Annotated in this window: 21 protein-coding genes; 13 read left to right on the forward strand and 8 right to left on the reverse strand. The window is 72.7% G+C overall.

Annotated elements, in window-relative coordinates; genetic code table 11:
• Positions 1-33: 33 nt before the first annotated feature.
• Positions 34-1,776: a glutamine--tRNA ligase/YqeY domain fusion protein gene (locus EIM47_RS08435; protein ID WP_125076675.1), complete on the reverse strand. Its 1,743-nt coding sequence runs from the start codon at positions 1,774-1,776 to the stop codon at positions 34-36.
• 135 nt (positions 1,777-1,911) lie between these two features.
• On the opposite strand from EIM47_RS08435, the gene EIM47_RS08440 reads away from it, so the two are divergent.
• Both EIM47_RS08440 and msrA read left to right on the forward strand, forming a co-directional pair.
• Positions 1,912-2,172 (forward strand): DUF2007 domain-containing protein, encoded by a 261-nt coding sequence (locus EIM47_RS08440; protein WP_019398641.1) that lies wholly within the window; start codon positions 1,912-1,914, stop codon positions 2,170-2,172.
• Positions 2,173-2,197: 25 nt separating this feature from the next.
• Positions 2,198-2,836 (forward strand): peptide-methionine (S)-S-oxide reductase MsrA, encoded by a 639-nt coding sequence (gene msrA / locus EIM47_RS08445; RefSeq protein ID WP_026010520.1) that lies wholly within the window; start codon positions 2,198-2,200, stop codon positions 2,834-2,836.
• A gap of 219 nt (positions 2,837-3,055) precedes the next feature.
• Here msrA and EIM47_RS08450 read toward each other — a convergent pair whose 3' ends face one another.
• Positions 3,056-4,033: a transaldolase gene (locus EIM47_RS08450; protein ID WP_019398639.1), complete on the reverse strand. Its 978-nt coding sequence runs from the start codon at positions 4,031-4,033 to the stop codon at positions 3,056-3,058.
• A 242-nt stretch (positions 4,034-4,275) separates the two neighbouring features.
• Between EIM47_RS08450 and pyk the strand changes: the two genes are divergently transcribed.
• Entirely contained in the window at positions 4,276-5,742 is a 1,467-nt protein-coding gene (gene pyk, locus EIM47_RS08455) for a pyruvate kinase (protein ID WP_019398638.1), read from the forward strand.
• A 144-nt stretch (positions 5,743-5,886) separates the two neighbouring features.
• Positions 5,887-6,894, forward strand: a complete 1,008-nt coding sequence (locus EIM47_RS08460; RefSeq protein ID WP_125076676.1) for a class I fructose-bisphosphate aldolase — start codon at positions 5,887-5,889, stop codon at positions 6,892-6,894.
• A 75-nt stretch (positions 6,895-6,969) separates the two neighbouring features.
• Here the strand turns inward: EIM47_RS08460 and EIM47_RS08465 are convergent, their stop codons facing one another.
• Complete coding sequence (locus EIM47_RS08465; RefSeq protein WP_125076677.1) at positions 6,970-7,842, reverse strand: energy transducer TonB; 873 nt, start codon at positions 7,840-7,842, stop codon at positions 6,970-6,972.
• Entirely contained in the window at positions 7,839-8,789 is a 951-nt protein-coding gene (gshB, locus tag EIM47_RS08470; RefSeq protein ID WP_125076678.1) for a glutathione synthase, read from the reverse strand. The genes EIM47_RS08465 and gshB overlap by 4 nt, the downstream gene beginning before the upstream one ends.
• Positions 8,790-9,024: 235 nt before the next feature.
• On the opposite strand from gshB, the gene pilG reads away from it, so the two are divergent.
• From pilG to EIM47_RS08510, 7 genes are all read left to right on the forward strand, one after another.
• A complete protein-coding gene (gene pilG / locus EIM47_RS08475) occupies positions 9,025-9,426 on the forward strand; it encodes a twitching motility response regulator PilG (protein WP_013536059.1) in 402 nt (133 codons plus the stop codon).
• Between the two features lie 18 nt (positions 9,427-9,444).
• Entirely contained in the window at positions 9,445-9,813 is a 369-nt protein-coding gene (locus tag EIM47_RS08480; protein ID WP_028915670.1) for a response regulator, read from the forward strand.
• Positions 9,813-10,343: a chemotaxis protein CheW gene (locus EIM47_RS08485; protein WP_019398632.1), complete on the forward strand. Its 531-nt coding sequence runs from the start codon at positions 9,813-9,815 to the stop codon at positions 10,341-10,343. Before EIM47_RS08480 ends, EIM47_RS08485 begins: the two co-directional genes overlap by 1 nt.
• Before the next feature lie 40 nt (positions 10,344-10,383).
• A complete protein-coding gene (locus tag EIM47_RS08490) occupies positions 10,384-12,420 on the forward strand; it encodes a methyl-accepting chemotaxis protein (protein WP_125076679.1) in 2,037 nt (678 codons plus the stop codon).
• Positions 12,421-12,501: 81 nt separating this feature from the next.
• Positions 12,502-19,242, forward strand: a complete 6,741-nt coding sequence (locus EIM47_RS08500; RefSeq protein WP_240626192.1) for an Hpt domain-containing protein — start codon at positions 12,502-12,504, stop codon at positions 19,240-19,242.
• Positions 19,229-20,548 carry a chemotaxis protein CheB gene (locus EIM47_RS08505; RefSeq protein ID WP_125076680.1) on the forward strand — a complete coding sequence of 440 codons (1,320 nt, stop codon included), beginning with the start codon at positions 19,229-19,231 and terminating at the stop codon, positions 20,546-20,548. The genes EIM47_RS08500 and EIM47_RS08505 overlap by 14 nt, the downstream gene beginning before the upstream one ends.
• Before the next feature lie 27 nt (positions 20,549-20,575).
• Positions 20,576-21,043: a chemotaxis protein CheW gene (locus tag EIM47_RS08510; protein ID WP_019399634.1), complete on the forward strand. Its 468-nt coding sequence runs from the start codon at positions 20,576-20,578 to the stop codon at positions 21,041-21,043.
• A 77-nt stretch (positions 21,044-21,120) separates the two neighbouring features.
• Here the strand turns inward: EIM47_RS08510 and EIM47_RS08515 are convergent, their stop codons facing one another.
• Together EIM47_RS08515 and bioA are read right to left on the reverse strand one after the other, a co-directional pair.
• Entirely contained in the window at positions 21,121-21,855 is a 735-nt protein-coding gene (locus tag EIM47_RS08515) for a 16S rRNA (uracil(1498)-N(3))-methyltransferase (protein WP_028915667.1), read from the reverse strand.
• The gene (gene bioA, locus EIM47_RS08520; protein WP_125076681.1) at positions 21,846-23,264 is read right to left on the reverse strand and encodes an adenosylmethionine--8-amino-7-oxononanoate transaminase; all 1,419 of its coding nucleotides are present in this window, start codon (positions 23,262-23,264) and stop codon (positions 21,846-21,848) included. Before bioA ends, EIM47_RS08515 begins: the two co-directional genes overlap by 10 nt.
• Positions 23,265-23,311: 47 nt before the next feature.
• On the opposite strand from bioA, the gene nudE reads away from it, so the two are divergent.
• Together nudE and cysQ are read left to right on the forward strand one after the other, a co-directional pair.
• Positions 23,312-23,857 carry an ADP compounds hydrolase NudE gene (nudE, locus tag EIM47_RS08525; RefSeq protein ID WP_019399637.1) on the forward strand — a complete coding sequence of 182 codons (546 nt, stop codon included), beginning with the start codon at positions 23,312-23,314 and terminating at the stop codon, positions 23,855-23,857.
• A complete protein-coding gene (cysQ, locus tag EIM47_RS08530; RefSeq protein ID WP_019399638.1) occupies positions 23,854-24,651 on the forward strand; it encodes a 3'(2'),5'-bisphosphate nucleotidase CysQ in 798 nt (265 codons plus the stop codon). Before nudE ends, cysQ begins: the two co-directional genes overlap by 4 nt.
• 96 nt (positions 24,652-24,747) lie before the next feature.
• Here the strand turns inward: cysQ and rnk are convergent, their stop codons facing one another.
• Together rnk and EIM47_RS08540 are read right to left on the reverse strand one after the other, a co-directional pair.
• A complete protein-coding gene (rnk, locus tag EIM47_RS08535; RefSeq protein WP_019399639.1) occupies positions 24,748-25,182 on the reverse strand; it encodes a nucleoside diphosphate kinase regulator in 435 nt (144 codons plus the stop codon).
• A 150-nt stretch (positions 25,183-25,332) separates the two neighbouring features.
• A complete protein-coding gene (locus EIM47_RS08540; protein ID WP_019399640.1) occupies positions 25,333-26,289 on the reverse strand; it encodes a LysR substrate-binding domain-containing protein in 957 nt (318 codons plus the stop codon).

Raw genomic sequence — 26,289 nt, forward strand, 5'->3', positions numbered from 1 at the left:
GCCTGCCGGCCACGTGGCGTCAGTCGGTGGCGATCAGCCGGCGGTCCAGGTGTCGCGCAGGGTCACGCTGCGGTTGAACACCGGCGCGTCGGCGCGGTGGTCGTAGCGGTCGGCGACGAAGTAGCCGGTGCGCTCGAACTGGAACGACTGCTCCGGCGCAGCCCCGGCGGCGGCCGGTTCCACCCAGCCGCGGACGATCTTCTTCGAGTCCGGGTTGAGGTGGTCGCGGTAGGTCTTGCCGTCGGATTCGTCGTCCGGCTTCTCGACCAGGAACAGGCGGTCGTACAGGCGGATCTCCGCGGCCACGGCATGCCTGGCCGAGACCCAGTGGATGGTGCCCTTGACCTTGCGATTGGCGCCTTCCATGCCCGGGCGCGATTCCGGGTCCAGCCAGCCGCGCAGCTCGACCACGTTGCCCGCCTCGTCCTTGACCACTTCGTCGATGCGCACGATGCCGGCGCCGCGCAGGCGGGCCTCGCCGCCGGGGACCAGGCGCTTCCAGCCCTTGGGCGGGACCTCGGCGAAGTCCTCGCGCTCGATCCACAGCTCGCGCGAGAACGGCACCTGGCGCTGGCCCTGCGACTCGTCCTTGGGGTGGTTCGGGAAGCTGAGCGACTCCTCGTGGTCTTCCGCCAGGTTGGTCAGCACCAGCTTCAGCGGGTCGATCACCGCCATGCGCCGCGGCGCGGTGGCGTCCAGGTCCTCGCGCAGGCAGCCTTCGAGCACCGAGAAGTCGATCACCGAGTTCTGCTTGGAGATGCCGACGCGGTCCACCAGCAGGCGCAGCGCGGCCGGGGTGTACCCGCGCCGGCGCAGTCCCTGCAGGGTGTACATGCGCGGGTCGTCCCAGCCGTCGACCAGGCCTTCGGCGACCAGCTGGGTCAGCTTGCGCTTGCTCATCACCGTGTAGTTGATGTTCAGGCGCGAGAACTCGATCTGGCGCGGCTTGGCGGCCTCGATCGGCAGGCCCTTGGCCTTCAGCGGCTCCAGCAGCTCCGGGTGCCCGGCCAGGTCGACGTTGTCCACGCACCAGTCGTACAGCGGACGGTGGTCCTCGAACTCCAGGGTGCACAGGGAGTGGGTGATGCCCTCGATGGCGTCGCCCAGGGAATGGGCGAAGTCGTACATCGGGTAGATCGGCCAGGCGTTGCCGGTGTTCTGGTGTTCGACGTGCTTGATCCGGTACAGCGCCGGGTCGCGCATGTTGATGTTGCCGCTGGCCATGTCGATCCTGGCGCGCAGGGTGCGGCTGCCGTCCGGGAACTCGCCGGCGCGCATGCGCCGGAACAGGTCCAGGTTCTCCTCGACGCTGCGGTTGCGGTACGGCGACTCGCGGCCCGGCTCGGTCAGGGTGCCGCGGTAGGCGCGCACTTCCTCCGGCGACAGGTCGCAGACGTAGGCCTTGCCGTCCTTGATCAGCTTCTCCGCGGCCAGGTAGTAGACCTCGAAGTAGTCCGAGGCATGGCGCAGGCTGGCCCATTCGAAGCCCAGCCAGCGCACGTCGTCCTGGATGGCACGCACGAACTCGGGGTCTTCCTTGGCCGGGTTGGTGTCGTCGAAGCGCAGGTTGCAGCGCCCGCCGAACTCGGCGGCGATGCCGAAGTCCAGGCAGATCGCCTTGGCATGGCCGATGTGCAGGTAGCCGTTGGGCTCGGGCGGGAAGCGGGTCTTGATCGCGGTGTGCTTGCCGCTGGCCAGGTCCTCGCGGACGATCTGGCGGATGAAGTCGCGCTTCTCGGGAACGGCTTCGGTGGCGGGCGTGGTGGCTTCGGACATCGTGGCGGGGGCTGCGAAGGCAAACCGCAAGTTTAGCCGAGCACCGCGGTCCCCGGGCCGCGGTGCCGCGGCCGTTCAGGGCCGCCGGACCGGCCGGGCGTATGCTCGGGGCCAGCCCATCCCCCGGGAGCCCCCATGCAGGTCGCCTACCGCGCCCATAACCTGATCGACGCCCACCTGGCCCGGCACGTGCTGGAGGACGCCGGGATCCCGGCCTTCGTCTTCGGCGAGAACCTGCTGGGCGCGGCCGGGGAGCTGCCCCTGTTCGGGGTGCTGCGGGTATGCGTGCCCGACTCCTCGCTGCCCCTGGCCGATGCAGCGTTGCGCGCCGCCGGCTTGCGGGCCGACCCGGAGGACCCCATCCCGGAGGCCGACCCCGGCCTGCTGCCGGCCTGAAGGAGACCCCATGAGCCTGGAATCCCTGCTTGGCATCGGTGCCTGGAAGCAACGCATGCCGCGCCCGGAGGACCTGCTGCCGGGCCGCCCGGACCCGCTGCCGTTGCACAACGTCCACCACGTCCACGGCCGCCCGCTGCGCGGCGAGTTCCCCGGCATGGAGCAGGTGGAGTTCGGCATGGGCTGCTTCTGGGGCGCCGAGCGCAAGTTCTGGCAGGTGCCGGGGGTGTTCACCACCGCGGTCGGCTATGCCGGCGGCGGCACGCCCAACCCCACCTACGAGGAGGTCTGCTCCGGCCGCACCGGGCATGCCGAGGTGGTGCGGGTGGTCTACGACCCGGCCCGGGTGGACTTCGCCAACTTGCTGAAGCTGTTCTGGGAAAGCCACGACCCGACCCAGGGCATGCGCCAGGGCAACGACGTCGGCACCCAGTACCGCTCGGCCATCCACAGCCATACCGCCGCCCAGCACGCGGCGGCGCAGGCCAGCCTCGAGGCCTACCAGGCGTCGCTGGCGGCAGCCGGCTATCCGCCGGTCACCACCGAGCTGCTGTACCCGGCGCCGCCGTTCTACTACGCCGAGGACCTGCACCAGCAGTACCTGTCCAAGAACCCGAACGGTTATTGCGGGCTGGGCGGGACGGGAGTGTCCTGCCCGATCTGAGCGGTGCCGCCCGCGGACGACGGCAAGCGCGGGCAGCCGGCTTGGGAGGGGCTGCCGTTCCGGGCGGGCATGGGCATGGCGCGGCGTCCAGGCGCGGCTCCGACCGGCCGTGCCTCCGTGGCGCCACCGCGGTCGTGCAGCCCGATGCACCCAAGGAAAAAGGCCGCCCTGGGGCGGCCTTTCCGGTTCGGGCCGGGGGCGGCAGGGCCGCCGTGGCGATCAGGCGCCCAGGCGGGCGCCGATGTCGGCGCGCAGGGCGTCCAGGTCCTTGGCGAAGGCGGCGATGCCTTCGGCCAGCTTCTCCGAGGCCATGGCATCGGCGGCCAGGTCGGCGGCGAAGCTCTCGGCGGTGACCGGGGCCACGGCGCGGTCCTCGCGCGGCAGCGGCGACAGCTTGCGCTCCACCACGCCGGTGGAACTGGCCAGCTGCTCGAGCAGGTCCGGCGAGATGGTCAGGCGGTCGCAGCCGGCCAGGGCCAGCACCTGGTCCACCGAGCGGAACGAGGCGCCCATCACCACGGTGGCGTGGCCGCGCTTCTTGAACTCGTTGTACACGCCGCGCACGAACTTCACGCCCGGGTCCTCGTCGATGCTCGCCGGCACCTGGCCGCGGGCCTTGTACCAGTCGAGGATGCGGCCGACGAAGGGCGAGATCAGGAACGCGCCGGCCTCGGCGCAGGCCAGGGCCTGGGTCGGGTTGAAGATCAGGGTCAGGTTGCAGTCGATGCCCTCGGCCTGCAGCTGGCGCGCGGCCTCCACGCCTTCCCAGGTGGCGGCGACCTTGATCAGCACCTTCTCGCGCGGGATGCCGCGCTCGGCATACATCTGGATGAACTTGCGCGCCTTGGCCACGGTGGCGGCGGTGTCGTGCGCCAGGTCGGCGTCGACCTCGGTCGAGACCCGGCCCGGGATCAGCTCGCTGAGCATCGCGCCCACGCCCACGGTCAGGCGGTCGGCGACCTCGTCGACCACGGCCTTGCCGGGCGCGCCCTGGGCGCGGGCCCATTCCAGCTCGCGCTCGATCAGCCCGGCGTAGACCGGCAGGTCCAGGGCCTTCTTCACCAGGGTGGGGTTGGTGGTGCAGTCCACCGGCTTGAGCCGGGCGATGGCGTCGTAGTCGCCGGTGTCGGCCACCACCACGGACAGTTCGCGCAGCTGCTGCAGGCGGGACGGGGAAGAGGTGTCGGTGCTGGTCATGTCGTTTCCTGGGATCGGGCAACGGTTGTGCCGCTCCTCCGCGGGGCGGGGATGGGCGGGTACACCCCGATTATGCGATGCTGTGGATGGTAGCGGTACCAACACGCTGCGTCCCATTCTCCGGCGTATGTGACATGCGCCGGGAAATCCTTGCCCCATGTGGATTTGCGCCATTGACAGCGCTGCCGTCGGGTGCGCCCTTTGTGATAGTTTTCCCTGCCTTTTCGGAAGCCCCTGCCAAGATGACCGACCGCCTGCGCCGCACCAAGATCCTTGCCACCCTCGGACCGGCCACCGACCCGCCGGGGGTCCTCGAGGCGCTGTTCCGCGCGGGCGTCAACGTCGTGCGGCTGAACTTCTCCCACGGCGATCCCTCCGGCCAGGCCAAGCGCGCCGCCGAGGTCCGCATCGCCGCGCAGAAGGTCGGCGCCGAGGTCGGCATCCTGGCCGACCTGCCGGGTCCGAAGATCCGCATCGAGCGCTTCGCCACCGGCAAGGTCAACCTCAAGGCCGGCGACCGCTTCGATCTGGTGGCCGAGGCCGACTTCCCGGCCGGCGACGCCACCCAGGTCGGCGTCAGCTACCTGGGCCTGCCCGGCGACGTGAAGCCCGGCGACGTGCTGCTGCTGGACGACGGCCTGATGCAGCTGCGCGTGGAGCAGGTGCAGGGCACCCGCATCGTCTGCACGGTGCTCAACGACGGCGTGCTGTCCGACCGCAAGGGCCTGAACAAGCAGGGTGGCGGCCTGTCCCTGGGCGCGCTGACCGACCGCGACCGCGAGCTGATCGGCGTGGCCGCCAAGATCGGCGTGGACTTCATCGCCGTGTCCTTCTGCCGCAACGCCGAGGACATGAACGAGGCCCGCCGCATCGCCCGCGAGCACGGCTCCGACGCGGCGCTGGTGTCCAAGATCGAGCGCACCGAGGCGATCGAGAACCTGGCCGAGATCATCGAGGCCTCCGACGTGGTCATGGTCGCCCGCGGCGACCTGGGCGTGGAGATCGGCGACGCCGAGCTGCCGGGCCTGCAGAAGAAGATCATCCGCGAGTCGCTGGCGCGCAACCGCGTGGTGATCACCGCCACCCAGATGCTGCAGTCGATGGTCGAGAGCCCGATCCCGACCCGCGCCGAGGTGCTGGACGTGGCCAACGCGGTGATCGACGGCACCGACGCGGTGATGCTGTCGGCCGAGACCGCCGCCGGTGCCTACCCGGTCAAGGCGGTGGAGGCGATGGCCCGGATCTGCCTGGGCGCCGAGCGCCAGTTCCAGACCGAGACCGACTTCAGCAAGGCCCAGCGCAACCTGGAGCGCGCCGACCAGGCCATCGCCATGGCCACCATGTTCCTGTCCGAGCACATCGGCGTGCGCGCGATCGTGGCCATGACCGAGTCCGGCGGCACCCCGCGCTACCTGTCGCGCTTCCGCGCCAAGGCCCCGATCTACGCCATCACCCGCCACGACGGCGCGCGCCGGCGCATGGCGCTGATGCGCGACGTGTTCCCGATCAACTTCGACAGCCGCGGCCTGACCCCGCGCGAGGCCGCGCGCGGCAGCATCCGCGTGCTGGTCGACGCCGGCATGCTGGCCGGCGGCGACCGCGTGGTGTTCACCTCCGGCGAGCACATGGAAACCCACGGCGCGACCAATACCCTGCGCCTGCTGGAAGTCGGGCCCGACGGCCGCGCCAGCGGCCTGGGCGACCTGTAAGGGTCGGCCGGAACCTGTCGCGACGGACGGGCGCCTGCGGGCGCCCGTCCTGTTTGCGGGCCTTGCCGGCGCGCCGGGCTGCACGGGGCGTGGCGAGGGCGGCGGCTATACTTCACGGCCCCCGTCCCCCGCGCAGGACCCCCCATGAGCATCGAACAGCTGGCCGAAACCGCGCAGGCGCTCGTCGCCCCGGGCAAGGGCATCATCGCCATCGACGAGTCCACCGCGACCATCGGCAAGCGCTTCGCCGCGGTCGGGATCGACAACAGCGGGGAGAACCGCCGCGCCTACCGCGAGCTGCTGCTCACCACGCCGAAGCTGTCCGAGCACATCTCCGGCGCGATCCTGTACGACGAGACCATCCGCCAGGCCACCGGCGACGGCGTGCCGTTCCCGCAGTACATGGCCGGGCAGGGCATCCTGCCGGGCATCAAGGTCGACAAGGGCACCGTGCCGCTGGCCGGCTACCCCGGCGAGCGGGTGACCGAGGGCCTGGACGGCCTGCGCGAGCGCCTGCAGGAGTACTACCGGCTGGGCGCGCGTTTCGCCAAGTGGCGCGCGGTGATCACCATCGGCGAGGACATCCCCACCGGCACCTGCATCGACGTCAACGCCCACGCCCTGGCGCGCTATGCGGCGCTGTGCCAGGAGCAGGGCCTGGTGCCGGTGGTCGAGCCGGAGGTGCTGATGGACGGCGGCCACGACATCGAGACCTGCTACGAGGTCACCGAGGCCGTGCTGCGCTCCCTGTTCGGCTCGCTGTACGACCAGAACGTGCTGCTGGAAGGCACGATCCTGAAGGCCTCGATGGTCATTTCCGGCAAGGACTGCCCGGAGCAGGCCGACGTGCAGGAAGTGGCCGAGTCCACCCTGATGTGCCTGAAGACCACGGTGCCGGCGATCCTGCCGGGCATCGTGTTCCTGTCCGGCGGCCAGGACGATGAGCGCGCCACCGCGCACCTGGACGCGATGAACCGGCTTGGCCCCAACCCGTGGACCCTCAGCTTCTCCTACGGCCGGGCCATGCAGCAGGCCGCGCTGCAGCTGTGGGCGCGGGACATGGAGAACAACCTGCGCAAGGCCCAGGACCTGGTCTACGCCAGGGCCAGGGCCAATGGCCTGGCCGCGCTGGGGCAGTGGCAGGGCGACTGAGCCGCCCGCCCCGCGGTGCACCCGGGAACGCCGGCCATGGGCCGGCGTTTTCCCGCTTGGCGGGCGGGTGGCGGCTTACTCGGTGTGCAGCTCGCCGCCGGGCTTGAACACCCAGGTGCGGGTGACGTGCAGCACGTCGACCCCGTCATTGGTGTCCGGCAGCGGCGGGAACGGTTCGGCCAGGCGCACGATGCGCTCGGCCGAGGCGTCCAGCAGCGGGGTACCGCTGGAGCGCAGGATGCGGGTGCTTTCCACCGTGCCGTCGCGGCGCACGCCGACGCTGATCACCACCTGGCCGCCGAGGCGGCGGCGCCGGGCCTCGTCCGGGTAGTTGAGGTTGCCGATGCGCTCGGCGCGGTCCACCCAGGCGCGCAGGTAGTTGGCGTAGGCGTACTCGCGGGTGCTGGCGGAGACGAACTTGCGGGTCGGGCGCTTGGCGTATAGCTCCGAGCGCAGGTAGACCTCGGCCGCCAGCCGCGCCATCTCCGCGTCGCGCGCGGCCTTGGCCGGGCTGACCAGGGGCAGGGTATCGGCCTGCTCGCGCGGCTGCGGCTCGGGCACCGCGTCCTCGCCGCGGCGGCTGGCCACCACCCGGGCCTGGGTCTCCGGGGCCGGCGCCGGGTCCTGGCGCTGCTGCGGCAGTGGCGCCTCGCCCGGCTCGGCCCGTGGCACCGCGCCGGCCTGGCTGTCGCGCGGGCGCTGCGCACGGTCGTGCTCGCCGCCACCACGGTTGTTGGCCTGGGCCAGGAAGTCGGCCTGTTCCGGGGTCAGCTCGGTGCTGGTGTTGCTGAAGATCACGTCCAGGGTCGGCACCAGCGGGGCCTCGCCGCGGAAGGCGAAGCCCAGGCCCAGGATCAGGATCCCGTGGACCAGCGCCGACAGCACCAGGGTGGCGCTCAGGCGCTGCCGCTCCCCGATCCGCGGCGGTGCCACCTGGGCCGTGCTCATGCCGCCGGCCCGGCCTCGATGGCGTCGAACAGCAGCCCGGCGATGTTCAGGCCGAACTGCGCGTCCAGCTCGCGCACGCAGGTGGGGCTGGTGACGTTGACCTCGGTCAGGTAGTCGCCGATCACGTCCAGGCCGACGAAGCGCATGCCGCGGCGGCGCATCTCCGGGCCGACCTGGGCGGCGATCCAGCGGTCGCGCTCGGACAGCGGGCGGCCCACGCCGCGGCCGCCGGCGGCCAGGTTGCCGCGGAACTCGTCGCCCTGCGGGATCCGCGCCAGGCAATAGTCCACCGGCACCCCGTCGATCAGCAGGATGCGCTTGTCGCCGTCGGTGATCTCCGGGATGTAGCGCTGGGCCAGGGCCAGCTTGCGCCCGCCCTCGGTCAGCGTCTCCAGGATCACGTTCAGGTTGGGATCGCCGGCCTGGCTGAGGAAGATCGAGCGCCCGCCCATGCCGTCCAGCGGCTTGAGCACCACCCGGCCGTGTTCGGCGGCGAAGGCCTTCAGCGCGGCCGGGTCGCGGCTGATCCGGGTCGGCGGGCAGCACTGCGGGAACAGCTGGGCGGCAAGCTTCTCGTTGAAGTCGCGCAGGCCCTGCGGGTTGTTCACCACCTCCGCCCCGGCCGCCCGGGCGATGTCCAGGATGTGGGTGTCATAGAGGTACTCGCCGTCGAACGGCGGGTCCTTGCGCATCAGCACCACCTGGCCGGGGCCGAATGCCAGCTCGGCGTAATCGCCCAGCTCGTACCAGCCGGCCTTGTCGTCGCGCACCCGCAGCGGGGCGGCGGTGGCCACGGCGCGGCCGTCGCGCAGGCCCAGCCCGCCGGGGCGGACGTAGTGCAGGCGGTGGCCGCGCCGCTGCGCCTCCAGGAGCATGGCGAAGGTGGTGTCCTTGGCGATCTTGATCGACCCGATCGGGTCCATCACCACGACGACGTCCAGGGGCATTGGGGTGGGCCGCACACGTAGGGAAGGCAGGCCGGTGATGTTAGCCCATCGTCCGCGGCCGCGACCGGCCCGGGCGGCCCCGGCCCGCGCGGCGTGCCGGCGGTCGCGCCGCGCCGGTGACGCAGGTGCACAAACCCACGCCGGGCTTGACAGGTTTTCCCGGTACTGGGATATAGACACCCAAGCAGCGGTGCCGGGAATGAAAGAAGCGCCGCGCGCAAGGGGAACCAGGGTAATGACTGACAACACGGCCCCAGCCGGGGCATTGGGTGGCCTGCGGGTACTGGTCATCGACGACTCAAAGACCATCCGCCGCACCGCCGAGACCCTGCTCAAGCGCGAGGGCTGCGAGGTGGTCACGGCCAGCGACGGCTTCGAGGCGCTGGCCAAGATCGCCGACCAGCAGCCCCAGATCATCTTCGTCGACATCATGATGCCGCGGCTCGACGGCTACCAGACCTGCGCGCTCATCAAGGGCAACCAGAAATTCAAGTCGACGCCGGTCATCATGCTGTCCTCCAAGGACGGCCTGTTCGACAAGGCGCGCGGCCGCATCGTCGGCTCCGAGCAATACCTCACCAAGCCATTCACGCGGGAAGAACTGCTCGGGGCAATCCGTACGTACGTCAACGCCTGACCGGGGGGCAGGCAAAACATGGCTCGAATCCTGCTGATCGAAGATTCGCCGACCGATCGTGCCGTCTTCACCCAGTGGCTGGAGCGCGGCGGACACCAGGTCCTGTTCGCGACCAACGCCGAGGACGGACTTGAACTGGCACGCAAGCAGCTGCCCGACCTCGTCCTGATGGACGTGGTGCTTCCGGGCATGAGTGGTTTCCAGGCCACCCGCGCGCTCAGCCGCGACGAGGCCACCAGCAAGATCCCGGTGCTGATCGTCAGCACCAAGAGCATGGAGACCGACCGTGCCTGGGCCATGCGCCAGGGCGCGGTGGACTACGTGGTCAAGCCGCCGCGCGAAGAGGACCTGATGGCGCGCATCAACCAGCTGGTGGGCGCGGCCTGATGCGCACTCCGTTCGACATCCTTTCCGACTACGAGCGCCGCAGCCTGGCGCACGCGGTGCAGCTGCCGGCGCGCGAGCTGGGCCCGGAGACCTGGCGCGGCGTCGGCTACCGCATCGGCCGGCAGCGGCTGGTGTCGCAGTTCGGCGAGGTGGTCGAGATCATGCCGATGCCGCCGGTGACGCCCGTCCCCGGCGCGCAGCCGTGGCTGCTGGGCATCGGCAACCTGCGCGGCAACCTGTTCCCGGTCATCGACCTGAAGCTGTTCCTGGAAGGCGAGCGCACCGTCCTGCACGAGGGCCAGCGCGTGCTGGTCATGCGCCAGCAGGGCGGCGACGTGGCGCTGACCATCGACGAGCTGTACGGCCAGCGCGCCTTCAGCGAGGACCAGGCAATCGACCCGGCGCCGCTGGCCCGCGGCCGCTACGCCCACTTCGTCGAGCGCGCGTTCCACAGCGAGGGCGCGGACTGGGCGGTGTTCTCCCTGTCCAGGCTGGCCCGTACCCCTGAATTCAGGCAGGCCGCGGCGTGAGCGGCGGCCCCTCCAAGAATCCGATCGAGGCAATACGCGAATGAGCACTGCACCGGAATCCCCGAAGACCAGCCGCCTGGGTGGCGTGAGCACCGGGTTCTGGCTGGTCCTGCTGGTGCTGTCGGTGGTGGTGTTCGCCACCAACACCGGTGTGGCGACCTACCAGGGCAGCCGGCTGGCCGGCGCCAGCACCGGCGCGGCCGACCTGCAGGTGCTCTCGCAGCAGCTTGCCAACCAGGGCCGCGACGCGGTCGGCGGCAACGCCGAGGCGTTCACCGCCTTCCGCCAGACCCGCGCCCGCATCGTCAGCACGGTGAGCGGGCTGCAGCAGCGCTTCGGCGGCGAGCCGGGCGTGGCCGCGCCGCTGCAGCAGCTGGGCCGCACCTGGAACCCGCTGGCCCAGCAATCGGCGCAGATCCTTGAGTCCGAGGAGGCGGTGCTGGCCCTGGCCGGCAACGCCGACCGCTTCGTCGGCCGCGTGCCGCAGCTGCAGGCGCAGCTGAACGAGGTGGTGCGCGCGATGACCGCCGGCGGCGCGCCCGCCGCGCAGGTGTTCAATGCCCTGCAGCAGGTCGTGGTCGCCGGCACCATGGCCCGCCGCGTCACCGAGATCCGCGCCGGCGGTCCCGGCGCCAGCGCCGCCGGCGACGCCCTGGCCCGCGACGCGGTGGTGTTCACCCAGGTGCTGACCGGCCTGATGGAGGGCAACGAGGAACTGGGCATCGCCCAGGTCCGCAACCCCGCCGCCCAGGCCGCCCTGCAGCAGTCGCAGGAACAGTGGAACGAGATGCGCAAGGACGTCGAGGCGATCCTGGCCAGCTCGCGCAACCTGTTCGCCGCGCAGACCGCGGCCGCCAGCCTGGTGGCCGGCTCGTCGCAGATGCTGGAGGACAGCAAGCGCGTGTTCGAGGCGTTCGCCGCCTTCGGTTCGGCCCGCGACACCCGCGTGTTCCCGAACTTCTGGATCGGCGTGGTTTCCGGCGTGCTGGCGCTGCTGTCGCTGATCGGCTTCGTGTGGAGCTCGGTGCGCAACCGCCAGCGCGAGCAGGAGCTGCGCTACCAGGCCCAGGTGGAGTTCAACAGCCGCAACCAGCAGGCGATCATGCGGCTGCTGGACGAAATCAGCTCGCTGGGTGAAGGCGACCTGACGGTGAAGGCCTCGGTGACCGAGGACATGACCGGCGCGATCGCGGACGCGATCAACTACGCGGTGGACGAGCTGCGCAACCTGGTGACCACGATCAACGACACCTCGGTGCAGGTCGCGGCCTCGTCCCAGGAGACCCAGGCCACCGCGCTGCAGCTGGCCGAGGCGTCCAACCACCAGGCCGAGCAGATCAACGCCGCCTCCCAGCGCATCGCTGAAATCGCGGCCAGCATCGAGCAGGTGTCGCGCAACTCCACCGAATCGGCGGAAGTGGCGCAGCGCTCGGTGGTCATCGCGGCCGAGGGCGCCGGCGTGGTGCGCGAGACCATCAATGGCATGGACCAGATCCGCGACCAGATCCAGGAGACCTCCAAGCGCATCAAGCGCCTGGGCGAGTCGTCCCAGGAGATCGGCTCGATCGTGGAACTGATCAACGACATTTCCGAGCAGACCAACATCCTGGCGCTCAACGCGGCCGTGCAGGCGGCCGCGGCGGGCGAGACGGGCCGCGGCTTCGCGGTGGTGGCGGACGAAGTGCAGCGCCTGGCGGAACGCACCTCCAACGCGACCCGGCGAATCGAAGGCCTGGTCCAGGCGATCCAGGCCGACACCAACGAGGCGGTCAGCTCGATGGAGCAGACCACCGCCGAGGTGGTGTCCGGTGCCCGCCTGGCCGAGGACGCCGGTACCGCGCTGACCGAGATCGAGCGCGTGTCCAACGCCCTGAACGAGCTGATCAAGAACATCTCGGTCGCCGCCCAGCAGCAGGCCGGCGCGGCCGCCGACATCACCAAGACCATGGAAGTGGTCCGCCAGATTTCCGCCCAGACTTCGCGGGGCGCGGGCCAGACGGCCGAATCGATCGGACACCTGGCGCAGCTGGCTGCCGACCTGCGCCGCTCGGTCGCCGACTTCAAGCTGCCTGGCTGATCAGATGGGCCTGACGGGGGATGATGGAATGAAGATGGCCCGGTATCCGCGCCTTGGCTGCCCGGCGGCATGGGGGCAGGCATGAGTGCGCTGCGCGACGCGATGAGCCACGCCGTACTCGGCTGGGTCAAGCCCGAGCTGGACGAGACCCTGCGCCAGGCGCGCGGGGAGATCGAAGCGTTCGTCGAGAACCCCTCCGACAGCAGCCGCATGCGCTTCTGCGCCGGCTACCTGCACCAGGTGCAGGGCACGCTGCGGATGGTCGAGCTGTACGCCCCGGCGATGGTCGCCGAGGAGATGGAGCTGCTGGCCCAGGCCCTGCAGCAGGGCGCGGCCAACGACCGCGACGAGGCCTGCGCCACCCTGATGCGCGGCACCGTGCTGCTGCCCGACTACCTGGAGCGCCTGCAGAACGGCCATCGCGACATCCCGATCGTGCTGCTGCCGCTGCTCAACGACATCCGCGCCGCGCGCGGTGCCGCCGGACTCAACGAGAGCGTGCTGTTCGCCCCGGACCTGAGCGCGCCGCTGCCGGCGCAGCTGCCGGCGCCCTCCGCGCTGCCGTGGGCGCAGCGCCAGGACCTGGTCGCCGCCGCCCTGCGCCGTTTCCAGGAAGCGATGCTGGCGTGGCCGGAGAACGGCGCCCCCGGCGACACCGCGATGCTGGCCGAGGCGACCGCCGAACTGCTGCGCAACGCCAGCCACGAGACCACCCGGCGCATGCTGTGGGTGCTGTCCTCGGTGACCGCCGCGCTGCGCGACGGCGCCCTGGCCGGCAACGAGAACCTGCGCGGCGCCTTCGCCGCCGCGCTGCGCGCGTTGCAGCAGGCCAGCGAGAACGAGGCCCTGCCGGCCGCCTCGCGCGGCGTGTCGACCCAGGAGCCGACCCGCCAGCTGCTGTACGCGGTCGCCTACGCGCGCACGCCGCACCCGGCGCTGGATGAACTGCGCCGCGCGTTCGACCTGGACGCGCAGATGCCCAGCGAGGCCGAGCTGGACCACGCCCGCGGCAGCCTGGCCGGCCGCAACCGCGACCTGCTCAACACCGTCGGCGGGGTGGTCAAGGAGGAATTGCTGCGGGTGAAGGACGCGCTGGACCTGCACCTGCGCACCGGCGGCGACGTCGCCGCGCTGCAGCCGCAGGCCGCCGACCTGACCCGGGTGGCCGACACCCTGGGCATGCTCGGCCTGGGCGTGGCCCGCGACGTGGTGCTGCAGCAGCGCGACGCGCTGCAGGCCATCGCCGCCGGCAACGCGCCGGCGAGCGAGGGCGCGCTGCTGGACATCGCCGGCGCGCTGCTCTACGTGGACGCCACCCTCGACGACCAGGTTGCCAGCCTGGGCGCGGGCGAGGAGGGCGCGGAGGACGCCGCCGCGGCCGAGGCCCGGCGCACGGTGGAGGTGCTGGCGCACGAGGCGCTGGCCAACTTCGCCGCCGCGCGCGAGGACTTCGTCGCCTTCATCGAGACCAACTGGGACCATGCCCGGCTGGAATCGGTGCCGCGCCTGCTGGAGGAAGTGGCCGGCGCGCTGCGCATGCTCGAGCTGGGCGAACCGGCCGATTACCTGGAAGGCGTGCGCCGCTACATCCTGACCGAGCTGATCGGGCGCCGGCGCGTGCCCAGCGGCCGCCAGCTGGACACCCTGGCCGACGCCATGGCCAGCCTGGAGTACTACCTGGAGGCGCTGCGCGACCGCCGGCCCAACCGCGCCGAGATCCTGGAGATCGCGCGCAGCAGCCTGGAAAGCCTGAACTACTGGCCGCTGCCGGACGCCCACGCCGCCGAGGCCTCCGCGGCCGCGGCGCCGGCGAGCACCCCGGCCGCCGCCGTGCCGCCGCCGCTGCCCGCCGCCCCGGAACCGGTTGCCGCCGCGCCGCAGGCGCCGGCCGCGCCGGCCGGCCTGGACTGGGATTCGGTCGAACTGTCGCCGGCCCCGGTCGCCGCACCGGAACCGGCCGATATCGCCGGTCCGGTCCGCGAAGTGCTGGAAGCTCCGGCGCTGGAGGTCGAACTGCCGCCGGTGGTGCCGCAGCCGCCGGCGATCCCGTCGCTGGGCGACGCTCCGCGCTTCGTCTACGACCCGGTGTCCGGCGAATACATCGCCGAAGCCGCCGCCGCTGCCCCGGATGCCGGTACCGCCGCGGTGCCGCCGCCGCTGCCGGCGGATGGGCCGCTGCCCGGCGCGGGCGAGCCGTTTGCCGTCGCCTCCGCGCCGGTGCCGGAAGCGCCGTCCCTGCCGGCCGGCGGCCCGCCGCCGCTGCCGGCCGACGAGGAGCCGGTGTTCGTCGCCAGCGCGTCCGAATCCGCGCCGGCCCCGACCGCCCCGGTTCCACCGCCGCTGCCGGAAGCGCCCGCCGTGGTGCCGCCGGTCGCCCCGGCCGAGCCTGCCGCGGCCAGCCATGGCCAGTGGCTGGACCTGACCGTGCACATCCGTCCGCGCGTGCCGGCCGAGCCGCCGGCCGCCCCGGCTGCTCCGCCTGCTCCGGCCGCTCCGGCTCCCGCCAGTGGCGAGGCCGCTCCGGCCGCCGGGTCCGTCGATCCGCTGCTGGCCGAGATGGCCGCCGCCGCCGCGGCGATCCCGCCGGCCTCGGTCGGTGCCGCCCCGGCCGTGCCACCGGCGCCGCCGGTGGTCGTGCCGGCCGCACCGGCACCTGCCGCCACCCGCAACGGCGGCTTCGACGACAACCAGGACATCGACGCCGACATCCGCGAAGTCTTCCTGGAGGAGTTCGAGGAAGAGCGCGGCAACCTCGCGCGCCTGCTGCCGCTGTGGCTGCGCGCGCCGGACGACCTGGAACGCCTGCGTCCGATCCGCCGCGTGTTCCACACCCTCAAGGGCAGTGGCCGCCTGGTCGGCGCCAGTGCCCTGGGCGAGTTCGCCTGGAAGATCGAGAGCATGCTCAACCGCGTGCTCGAGGGCACCCGTCCGGCCAGCCCGGCGGTGGTCGCGATGGTGCAGCAGGCCACCGAGGTGCTGCCGCAGTTCGATGCCGCGCTGCGCGGCACCGGCGCGCTTGCCCTGGACCTGCACGCGATCGAGTCGGTGGCCGAGCGCATCGCCGCCGGCGAGGAAGCGTTCTACTCGATGCCGGCGCCGCCGGCGGCCGTGGCCGCCGTGGTGGACGAAGGCACCCCGGCCTCGGTCGACAGCGTGCTGCGCGAGATCCTCGAGACCGAGGTCGCCACCCACCTGGAGACGGTGGACGCGTGGATTGCCGCCGCGCGCCAGGCGCCGCAGGCGGTCAACGATCCGCTGCTGCGCGCCATGCACACCATGAACGGCGCGTTCGCGATGACCGACGTGCCGGAGATCACCGCGGTCACCGACGCGGCCGAGACCTACATCAAGCGCGGCATCGCCGCCGGCCACGTGCCTTCCGCGGAGGAAGTGCAGACCCTGGCCGACACTGCGGCCACGATCCGCGCCTGCATCCAGGCGCTGCAGGCCGAGTCGCCGCGTATCCCCAGCTATGCCGCGCTGGCCGCGCGCCTGCGGGCGATGGCCGACACCCTGCCGGAGGCGCGCTGGTCGCAGCCGGAAATCCTCGAGGACGAAGCCGCGGCCGTGCCGGCGGCGCCGGATCCGTCGATGGAACTCACCGGCGTCGACCTCAGCGGCTTCCTGGTCGACGCGCTGGGTGGCGACGAGGCCCAGCCGGCCGCGGTCGATGCCGGCAGTGCCGCGCCCGCGGCACCCCAGGTGCCGGACTGGAACCTGGACGCCGCCGGGACGGCGGCCCCGGAAACCAGCGCCCCGGCCGTCCGGCAGTGGGAGGTGGAGCAGCCGCTCGCCGGCGCGGACGCCAGCGCCGCGTCCGATTTCGCCGGCGAGGCCATGCCGGCCGCGCCCGCGGGCAGCGAAGAGGCTGCGACCGATGCGGGCGATTTCAGCTTCGACTGGACCCCGCCCGAGGTCGCCGCGGAGCCCGCCGCCCCGGCGGCCGAACCGCCGGCCATCGCGCAGGCCACCATCGACCCGCCGGTCGCCGTGGAGCCGGCCATCGAGCCGGCGGCCGCGGACTGGAACCTGGAGCCGGTGGCCGACAGCGGCGCCGTGGAGCCGGCCGGCATTGCGCCGGTGGCGGAAGAAAGTCCCGCGCCGGCCGTCGACGACGCCTCCATGGCCGCGGCCGGGCCGGTGGCCGCGAGCCCGGACCCGGTGCTGGCGCCGCTGCACGAGGCCATCGAGGCCGCGCTGGAAGCGGCCGCGCCGGAAGTCCCTGCGACCGCAACCACTGCGGCCCCGGACGAGCCGGCCGCGGAAGCGCCGGTGCAGCCGGAGGTGGCCGAGGCGCCCGCGGTTGCCGCCGAGGCACCCGCCGCCGCCCCGGCACTGCCGGCGGAAACCGAGGGGGCGCCGGCCGACGCGCCGATGCTGGACTTCAGCGAGCTGGACCGCGACCTGGTCGACATCTTCGTCGAGGAAGGCGGCGACCTGCTCGACCACATCGACGCGCTGCTGGTGGAACTGCGCGCCGACAGCACCGCGCGCGAGGCGATCATCGGCCTGCAGCGCGACCTGCACACGCTCAAGGGCGGCGCGCGCATGGCCGGCATCGCCACCATCGGCGACCTCGGCCACGTGATCGAGTCGCTGCTGGAAGCGGCCGCCGAGCATCGCACCGAGCTGGGCCGCGGTGACGTGCAGCTGCTGGAACGCGGCTTCGACACCCTGCACCAGCTGCTGGTGCAGACCCGTGCCCACCGCGCCACCGCCATGCCGCACGCGCTGATCGCCGCATTCGAGGCGCGCATCCGCGGCGAGGCCGTGCCCGCGGTCGCGGACGACGTCCCGGCCGCTGCGCCGGCCGCCGCGGCGCCCGCCGAGGCCGCTCCGGCTGCCGCGCCGCAGACACAACCGCAGCCGCAGCCGCAGCCGCAGCCGCAGCCGGTGCATGTCGCCGCCGAGGTCCAGCTGGCCGCCACCGCCGCGGCGCTGCCGCCGCTGTCGGCCCCGGTGGACGAGGAAGCCGAAGCGCCGGCCGAGGAAGCCATCGCCCCGCGCGCCCCGCAGGAACAGGTGCGCGTGCGCGCCGACCTGCTGGACAACCTGGTCAACCACGCCGGCGAAGTGGCGATCTACCGCGCCCGCCTGGAGCAGCAGCTGGGTGCCTTCCGCGCGGCCATGGCCGAGCTGGACCGCACCAACGCCCGCCTGCGCGACCAGCTGCGCCGCCTGGACCTGGAGACCGAGGCCCAGATCGTCGCCCGCTACCAGCGCGAGCAGGACAGCGCGGATCCGACCTTCGACCCGCTGGAGCTGGACCGCTTCTCCACCCTGCAGCAGCTCAGCCGCGCGCTGAACGAGTCCGCGGCCGACCTGACCGGCCTGCAGGGCGTGCTCGACGACCTGGCCCGCCAGTACGACGTCCTGCTGCAGCAGCAGTCGCGCGTCAGCTCGGACCTGCAGGACGGCCTGATGAGCGCGCGCATGGTGCCGTTCGACAGCGTCGTGCCACGCCTGCGCCGCGTGGTCCGCCAGGCCGGCCACGACACCGGCAAGCAGGTGCAGCTGCGCCTGGACGGCACCCACGGCGAACTGGACCGCAACGTGCTCGACCGCATGGTCGCGCCGATCGAGCACATGCTGCGCAACTCGGTGGCGCACGGCCTGGAGACCCCGGCCGAGCGCGTGGCCGCGGGCAAGAGCGAGGAAGGCACGATCACCATCGCCCTGCGCCACGAGGGCTCGGAAATCGTGCTGCAGGTGTCCGACGACGGCCGCGGCCTGGACCGCGACGCGATCCGCCGCCGCGCCGAGCAGCGCGGCCTGCTCAAGCCGGGCGCGGTGCTCACCGACACCGAGCTGGATTCGCTGATCTTCGAGGCCGGCTTCTCCACCTCCGAGCAGGTCAGCCAGCTGGCCGGCCGCGGCGTGGGCATGGACGTGGTCCGCAACGAAGTGCGCCAGCTCGGCGGCACCGTGGAAATCCACTCGGTGGTCGGCCGCGGCGTGACCTTCACCCTGCGTCTGCCGCAGACCCTGGCGGTCACCCAGGCGGTGTTCGTGCAGATCGGCGAGACCACCTACGCGGTGCCAGTGGCCTCGGTCAGCGGCATCGGCCGGATCTCGCGCGAGCGCTTCGAGAGCGGCACCGGTGGCTACCGCTACGCAGGCGAGGAATACGCGCTGCACGACCTCGGCCTGCTGGTCGGGCAGGGCCCGGCCAAGGCCGAGGGCCAGGCCCAGGTACCGCTGCTGCTGGTGCGCGCCGGCGACCTGCGCGCCGCGGTGGCGATCGACCAGGTGGTCGGCAACCGCGAAATCGTGGTCAAGCCGGTCGGCATGCAGATCGCGTCGGTGCCGGGCATCTACGGCGCCACCATCACCGGCGACGGCCGCGTGGTGGTGATCCTCGACGTCGCCCCGCTGGTGCGCCGCCACCTGGCGCAGCCGCAGCGCCCGGCCGCCGAGGCCGAGGCGCAGCAGCAGCGCCACGTGCCGCTGGTGATGGTGGTCGACGACTCGCTGACCATGCGCAAGGTCACCGGCCGCGTGCTGGAACGCCACAACTTCGAGGTGGTGACCGCGCGCGACGGCATCGAGGCGCTGGAGAAGCTGGAAGAGCGCGTGCCCGACCTCATGCTGCTGGACATCGAGATGCCGCGCATGGACGGCTACGAGCTGGCGACCGCGATGCGCGCCGACGCGCGCTTCCGCGGCGTGCCGATCGTGATGATCACCTCGCGTACCGGCGAGAAGCACCGCCAGCGTGCGTTCGAGATCGGCGTCCAGCGGTACCTGGGCAAGCCGTACCAGGAACTGGACCTGATGCGAAACGTGTACGACCTGCTGGGGATCGCCCGTGCCCGCGACTGATTCCTCGAAGACGGTCGCATTGCTGGCCCGCCAGGGCGCGGCCCGGGAGCGGCTGCGCCAGGCGGTGGACGCTGCCGGCGGCAACGTGGTGCTGGAAGCCGACCCGGTCGAGCTGGACCTGGCCACCCTGGCCGGGATCGGCGCGCAGGCGGTGCTGGTGGCGCTGGAGCCGGCGGTGGAGGACGCGCTGGTGGCGCTGGAGCCGGTGCTGGAGTCGCCGGACCTGCTGGTGATCTTCGACGAGGCCGACCTGGCCGCGCGCCGCGACGGCTGGGAGGCGCAGCGCTGGATCCGCCACCTGGCGGCCAAGCTGCACGGCCACGACGACGTGCTGCCGCCCGGCCGCGAGCACGACATCGACTTCTCGGCGCAGCTGCAGCCCGGCCGCCCGGCTGCGTTGCATCAGGCGCATGCCGGCATCGACGCGGACCTGGCGCTGGGTGGCGAAACCGTGGACCTGGCCGCGCAGCTGCCGCCGGACCTGCCGCCGCCGCTGCCCGCGGTGGAGGCGCCGCCGGCGCCCGCGCCGTGGGAGGACGGCAGCGCCGCCCTGGCCTGGGACGAGCCCGCGCCCTGGGAGCGCGCGGCCCCCGCGCTGGAGCCGGAGGCCCCGGCCGCCGCGCCCGCGGTGCCGCCGCCGCTGCCAGAGCCCTCGGCGTGGACCCTGGCCGACGACGCCCCGGCCACCCCGGGCCCGGCCCCGGCTGCCGCGCCGCCGCCGTTGCCGGACTTCAGCAACCTCTCGCTGGTCGAGCTGGAGCCGGTCGATACCGGCGCGCCGGTGGCCAAGGGTGCGGTGCTGGTACTGGCCGGCATCGGCGGCCCGGACGCGGTGCGCAAGCTGCTCGGCGCGCTGCCGGCCGGTTTCCCGCAGCCGGTGCTGGTGCAGCTGCGCCTGGACGGCGGCCGCTACGACAACCTGGTCAAGCAGATGGCGCGGGTCTCGCCCGTGCCGGTGGCGCTGGCCATGCCCGGCGACGCCGTGGCTCCGGGCTCGGCCTACGTGCTGCCCGACGGCGTGGGCGTGGAACCGGCCGGCAATGGCCTGCGCTTCATCGACGCCGGCCCCGGCCACGAGCCGGTGGAGGCACTGCCGCCGACCGAGAGCGCGGTGCTGGTGCTCAGCGGCGCCGAGCCGGCGCGCATGGACGCGGTGCTGGCGCTGGCCGCGCGCGGCGCCTATGTCGCCGGCCAGGCGCTGGACGGCTGCTACGACCCCACCGCGGCCCGCATGCTGGAGGCCGGCGGCGCCCCGCTGGCCGCGCCGGCGATGCTGGCCAACCAGCTTGTGGCGCGCCTGGGCTGAGCCCGGCGCGCGGAGGAAGACCTGCAGATGGCATTCAAGAGCGACGAAATCCGCGGCGTCATGATCCAGTCGGGCCAGGAGCGCCTGCTGCTGCCCAATGCCACCGTGGCCGAGGTGCTGGCGCGGGTGGAGGTGCAGCCTCTGGAAGGCACGCCGGGCTGGCTGCCGGGCCATGTCGCCTGGCACGGCTGGGACGTTCCGCTGGTCGACTTCGCCCGCCTCGCCGGGCTGGGCGGCGATCCGCCGGGGCGCATCCGCGTGGTGGTGCTCAAGGCGCTGGGCGGCGACGAGGGACTGCCGTACTTCGCGCTGCAGACCACCTCGTTCCCGCAGCTGGTCTCGGTGCCGCGCGACAGCCTGCTGGCCGACGCATCCGAGGACGAACTGCCGCGCGGCGTGCAGATGCGCGTGCTGCTGGGCGAGCAGGGCGCGCTGCTGCCGGACCTGGAAGGCATCGAGCAGCTGGTGGTCGACGCCCTGGGCGCGATCGCCTGACCCTGGCGCCGGCCGTGGCCGGCGCATGCAGGGCACGCATGGAACCGGCCTCGCGCCGGTGTTTTTCCGTGTCCGGGTCAGAGGTCGCCGAAACGCGCCTGCAGCGCGGCGATCGCCGCCAGGCCCGCGGTCTCGGTGCGCAGCACCCGCGGGCCCAGGCGCAGGCCGCGGAAGCCGGCGGCGTGCAGCACCTCGCGGTCGCGCGGCGACCAGCCGCCTTCCGGGCCGATCGCCACCACCACCGTGTCCGTGTCCTGCAGCTGCAGCGAGGCCAGGCGGTGTTCGCCCTGCGGATCCAGCAGCAGGCGCAGGGCATTGCCCGGCAGCGCCGCGGCAGCCGCGTCCAGCGCCGCCGGCGCATGCACCTCCGGCACGCGCGCGCGGCCGGATTGCCCGCAGGCCGACCCGACCACGCTGCGCCAATGCGCCAGCCGCTTCTGCGCGCGCTCGGCGTCCAGCCGCACCTCGGTGCGCTCGCCGTTGACCGGCACGATCGCGGCCACGCCCAGCTCGGTGGCCTTTTGCAGGATCAGGTCCATCTTCTCGCCGCGGGCGATGCCCTGCAGCAGCACGATGCGCAGCGGCGACTCGTTGTCCACCGTGCTGGCCGACACCACCTCGGCGCTGACTTCGCGCTTGCCGACCGCGGCCAGGCGCGCCGCGTAGTCGTGGCCGTCGCCGTTGAACAGCACGCAGGGGTCGCCCTCGCGCAGGCGCAGCACCCGCGCCAGGTGGTTGCCGGCGTGTTCGGGCAGGACGACGGTGGTGCCGGGCTGCAGCGGCAGCTCGACGTGGCAGCGGGTCAAGCGCATGCGGTGGCCTCGGCGATGGCGGCGGCGGTGGTTTCGGCCAGCAGCTGCAGCTGGGCCTCGTCGATGCAGTACGGCGGCATCCAGTACAGGACGTCGCCCAGCGGGCGCAGCAGCACGCCCCGTTCCAGCGCGGCGCGGTAGGCGCGCAGGCCGACCCGCAGCGCCGGGTCGAACGGCGTGTCGCGGGCGCCGTCCCGGGCGAGTTCGAAGGCCACGACCATGCCGGCCTGGCGCACGTCGGCGACATGCCGGCTGCCGGCGCCCACCTGCGCGGCCAGGGTGGCCATGTGTGCGGCGGTGGCGCGGTTGTGCTCCAGCACGCCATCGCCTTCGAAGATGTCCAGCGAGGCCAGCGCCGCGGCGCAGGCCAGCGGATTGCCGGTGTAGCTGTGCGAATGCAGGAAGGCGCGCTCGCGCGAGTCGTCGAGGAAGCCTTCGTAGATGGTCTGGCTGGCCAGCACCGCGGCCAGCGGCAGGAAGCCGCCGGTCAGGCCCTTGGACAGGCACAGCAGGTCCGGTGCGATGCCGGCCTGCTCGCAGGCGAACATCGTGCCGGTACGGCCGAAGCCGGTGGCGATCTCGTCGGCGACCAGGAACACGCCGTTGGCGTCGCACAGCTCCCGCGCCCGGCGCAGGTAGGCCGGGTGGTGCATGCGCATGCCGCCGGCGCACTGCAGGCGTGGCTCCAGGATCAGGGCGCAGATCTCGCCCGGGTGCTGGTCGAACAGGTCGGCCAGCGCATCGGCCGCGCGCAGCGCGCACTGCTCGTCGCTTTCGCCGGGAAGGGCCATGTAGGCGTCGGGCGAGGGCGCGAACAGGGCCTCGGCCAGCAGCGGCGCGTACACCCGCCGGTACAGCGGGATGTCGCCCACCGCCAGCGCGCCCAGGGTCTCGCCGTGGTAGCCGTTCTCCAGGGCGATGAAGCGGGTGCGCGGCTCCTCGCCGCGGTTGCGGAACCAGTGGAAGGCCATCTTCAGCGCCACCTCCACTCCGGCCGAGCCGTTGTCGGCATAGAACACGCGCGACAGCGGGGCGCGGCCGGGCTGGCGCGGGGCGATGGCCAGCAGGCGCTCGGCCAGCTCGATGGCAGGGGCGTGCGAGAAACCGGCCAGGATCACCTGTTCCAGGCTGCGGGCCTGGCGGGCGATGGCCTCGGCAATGCGCGGTTCGGCATGCCCGTGCAGGTTGGTCCACCAGCTGCTGACCGCGTCCAGGTAGCGGCGTCCGTCGTAGCCGTGCAGCCACGCCCCCTCGCCGCGCTCGATCGGGACCAGCGGCAGCACGTCCGGATGCTCGCGCATCTGCGTGCACGGGTGCCAGAGCACGGCCAGGTCGCGTGCGCGCCAGGGCGCGTCCGCTGGCACCGGTGTCTCTGCTAGCATGGCCTGCTGATGAATACGTTCCTGCATCCGTCCATGATAACGGGCGCTTCCGGGCCGGATCGCGGAGCGTTGCCGTGAGCCGGCGGCTGCCTGTCATCCACGGCATCACCACGGAGGATGCCGGCCCGTACCGCCTGGAGCGGCTGGACCTGGAATTCTCCAACGGCGAGCGCCGGCGCTTCGAGCGCATGGTGCCGCGTGGCCCCGGCGCGGTGGTGGTGGTGCCGCTGCTGGACGAGGACACCGTGCTGCTGGTGCGCGAGTACGCCGCCGGCGTCAACCGCTACGAGCTGGGCCTGGTGAAGGGGCGCATGGATCCGGGCGAGACCCCGGAACAGGCCGCCAACCGCGAGCTGAAGGAAGAGGCCGGCTACGGCGCACGGCGCCTGGACGTGCTGCGCCAGCTGACCCTGGTGCCGACCTACATGGGCCACGTCTCCTGGCTGGTGCTGGCGCGCGACCTGTATCCCGAGCGGCTGCCCGGCGACGAGCCGGAGGAGCTGGAAGTCATTCCCTGGAAGCTGCAGGAACTGGACCGACTGATGTTGCGAGAGGATTTCTCCGAGGGGCGCTCGCTGGCGGCGCTGTTCGTGGCACGCGAGTGGCTGGCGCGGCGATGACCCGGATCACCGTCGACCTGCGCGAGACCGTCATCGCCATCGCCCGCCAGGCAGGCGAGGCGATCATGGAGATCTACCGGGAGGGCTTCGAGGTCACCCACAAGCAGGACGCCAGCCCGCTGACCGCGGCGGACATGGCCGCGCACCGGATCATCGTCGAGGGGTTGCAGCGCCTGACCCCGGAACTGCCGGTGCTGTCGGAGGAATCGGCGGAAGTGCCGTGGGAGGTCCGCCGCCTGTGGCAAAGCTACTGGCTGGTCGACCCGCTGGATGGCACCCGCGAGTTCGTCAAGCGCAACGACGAGTTCAGCGTGAACATCGCCCTGGTGGTGCAGGGCGCGCCGGTGCTGGGCGTGGTCCAGGCGCCGGTCGGCGGCCAGGTGTGGCACGCGGTGCGCGGCGAGGCGGCCTACCGCCGCGACGGCCAGCGCGACGAACCGCTGCGCGTGCGCTCCCCGGCCAGCGCGCCGCTGCGGGTGGCGGCCAGCCGCTCGCACCGCGACGCCCGCACCCAGGCGGTGCTGGACCGCATGGGCGAGATCGAGGAAGTGGCGCTGGGTTCGTCGCTGAAGTTCTGCCGCATCGCCGAGGGCCGGCTGGACGTGTACCCGCGCTTCGGCCCCACCTCGGAGTGGGACACCGCGGCCGGCCAGTGCGTGCTGCACGCCGCCGGCGGTGCGCTGCTGGCGGCCGACACCGGCAAGCCGTTCCGCTACAACCGGCGCGAGACCCTGCTCAACGGCGACTTCATCGCCCTGGGCGACACCGACCTGCCGTGGCAGCAGTGGCTTTGATCCGTCCGATGGGGCGCCGGTAACGGTCCGGCGCCGGTTGCGCCGGGTCGCGCCGCCTGCCGGGTTGCCCGGCCCGCGCGACCCGCGCCAGTCAGCTCAGCGATGCAGGTCGCCGGCGGCTTCGGGCTGGTAACGCACCGCGGTGACCCGCAGCCGCAACGGGCGCCCGCCCGGTGCCTGCCAGTCGATGCTCTGGCCCACGGACAGGCCAAGCAGGGCGGTGCCGACCGGGGCCAGCACGGAGACGCGGCCCTTCTCCACGTCCGCCTCGTTGGGATAGACCAGGGTGAGCACGTGCTTCTCGCCGCTGGCCTCGTCCTCGCACTCGACCTGCGAGTGCATGGTCACCACGTCCGCCGGCACCTGTTCCGGCGGTACCACTTCGGCCCGGTTGAGCTCGTCCATCAGCGCGATCGCGGCGGGATGGCGGCTCAGGACCGGGGAGTCGAGCATGGCCTCCAGGCGGGCCATGTCGCGGGCGGAAACGATCAGCGAAGGGGGCAGGCCGCTGACGGGCTGGGTTGTCGACATCGGTATACCTCACGGTTGGGGCGCGCCGGGCGCGCATGAAGAAAAGGCGGGCGCGTTTCCGCATCCGCCTCGGGTCATCGGGTTTGTGCCTGCACCGTAGCCGGTAACAGGAATGGTTTCAAGCGCCCGCAGGCGCGGCGCCGGGGGTGTTCAGGCGCGGGCCGTGGTCCCGGCCGTGGCGGCAGGGGCCGCCGGCAGGCCGCACTGGGGCGCCAGCAGGTCCGGCGGCAGGTCGCCGACCACCGCCGCCAGCCGCACCAGGAAGCTGCCCATCGCCGAGCTGCGGCGCCAGACCATGGCCAGGCTGCGGCTGGGGTGGGAGTCGGAGAAGCCCAGCAGGTGGATGTTGTCCGACTGCGCCACCGGCGGCTTGACCGCCAGCACCGGCAACAGGGTCGCGCCGACGTTGGCGGCCACCATCTGCCGCAGGGTTTCCAGGCTGGTGGCGCGGAACCCGGTCTTCTCGTGCGCGCCGGATACCCGGCATACGTCCAGCGCCTGTTCGCGCAGGCAATGGCCGTCCTCCAGCAGCAGCAGGCGCTGCTCGGCCAGCTCGTCCAGGGTCACGTTCGCGCGCCGCGCCAGCGGGTGCTGCCCGGGCACCGCCAGCACGAACGGCTCCTCGAACAGGAACTCTGCGTGCAGCTGGTCGTCGTGCACCGGCAGGGCCAGGATCGCCGCGTCCAGCTTGCCCTCGCGCAGGCGCGCCAGCAGCTCGTCGCTCTTCTCCTCCACCAGCAGCAGTTCCAGGTGCGGGAAGCGCTCGAGCACGCGCGGCACCACGTGCGGCAGCAGGTACGGCGCCAGGGTGGGGAAGATGCCCAGCCGCACCGTGCCCGCTTCCGGGTCTTGGCTGCGGCGTGCCGCTTCCTTCATCTGCTCGACCTCGGCGACGATGCGGCGGGCGCGTTCGGCGGCCTCGCGCCCGGCGGGGGTGAGCATCACCTTGCGCGGCGCGCGTTCCACCAGCGGCACGCCCAGCTCGTCCTCCAGCTTGCGGATCTGGGTGGACAGGGTCGGCTGGCTGACGTAGCAGGCCGCGGCCGCGCGGCCGAAGTGCTTGTGATCGGCCAGGGCCACCAGGTATTTGAGGTCGCGCAGGTTCAT

It is taken from the genome of Pseudoxanthomonas sp. SGT-18 (assembly GCF_003931645.1).
Taxonomy (GTDB): Bacteria; Pseudomonadota; Gammaproteobacteria; order Xanthomonadales; family Xanthomonadaceae; genus Pseudoxanthomonas.

Coding starts and splice junctions, on each gene's coding strand:
- EIM47_RS08435 (WP_125076675.1), bottom strand. CDS start 1,776: ATGTCCGAAGCCACCACGCCCGCCACCGAAGCCGTTCCCGAGAAGCGC.
- EIM47_RS08440 (WP_019398641.1), top strand. CDS start 1,912: ATGCAGGTCGCCTACCGCGCCCATAACCTGATCGACGCCCACCTGGCC.
- EIM47_RS08450 (WP_019398639.1), bottom strand. CDS start 4,033: ATGACCAGCACCGACACCTCTTCCCCGTCCCGCCTGCAGCAGCTGCGC.
- pyk (WP_019398638.1), top strand. CDS start 4,276: ATGACCGACCGCCTGCGCCGCACCAAGATCCTTGCCACCCTCGGACCG.
- EIM47_RS08460 (WP_125076676.1), top strand. CDS start 5,887: ATGAGCATCGAACAGCTGGCCGAAACCGCGCAGGCGCTCGTCGCCCCG.
- EIM47_RS08465 (WP_125076677.1), bottom strand. CDS start 7,842: ATGAGCACGGCCCAGGTGGCACCGCCGCGGATCGGGGAGCGGCAGCGC.
- gshB (WP_125076678.1), bottom strand. CDS start 8,789: ATGCCCCTGGACGTCGTCGTGGTGATGGACCCGATCGGGTCGATCAAG.
- pilG (WP_013536059.1), top strand. CDS start 9,025: ATGACTGACAACACGGCCCCAGCCGGGGCATTGGGTGGCCTGCGGGTA.
- EIM47_RS08480 (WP_028915670.1), top strand. CDS start 9,445: ATGGCTCGAATCCTGCTGATCGAAGATTCGCCGACCGATCGTGCCGTC.
- EIM47_RS08485 (WP_019398632.1), top strand. CDS start 9,813: ATGCGCACTCCGTTCGACATCCTTTCCGACTACGAGCGCCGCAGCCTG.
- EIM47_RS08490 (WP_125076679.1), top strand. CDS start 10,384: ATGAGCACTGCACCGGAATCCCCGAAGACCAGCCGCCTGGGTGGCGTG.
- EIM47_RS08500 (WP_240626192.1), top strand. CDS start 12,502: ATGAGTGCGCTGCGCGACGCGATGAGCCACGCCGTACTCGGCTGGGTC.
- EIM47_RS08510 (WP_019399634.1), top strand. CDS start 20,576: ATGGCATTCAAGAGCGACGAAATCCGCGGCGTCATGATCCAGTCGGGC.
- EIM47_RS08515 (WP_028915667.1), bottom strand. CDS start 21,855: ATGCGCTTGACCCGCTGCCACGTCGAGCTGCCGCTGCAGCCCGGCACC.
- bioA (WP_125076681.1), bottom strand. CDS start 23,264: ATGCAGGAACGTATTCATCAGCAGGCCATGCTAGCAGAGACACCGGTG.
- cysQ (WP_019399638.1), top strand. CDS start 23,854: ATGACCCGGATCACCGTCGACCTGCGCGAGACCGTCATCGCCATCGCC.
- rnk (WP_019399639.1), bottom strand. CDS start 25,182: ATGTCGACAACCCAGCCCGTCAGCGGCCTGCCCCCTTCGCTGATCGTT.
- EIM47_RS08540 (WP_019399640.1), bottom strand. CDS start 26,289: ATGAACCTGCGCGACCTCAAATACCTGGTGGCCCTGGCCGATCACAAG.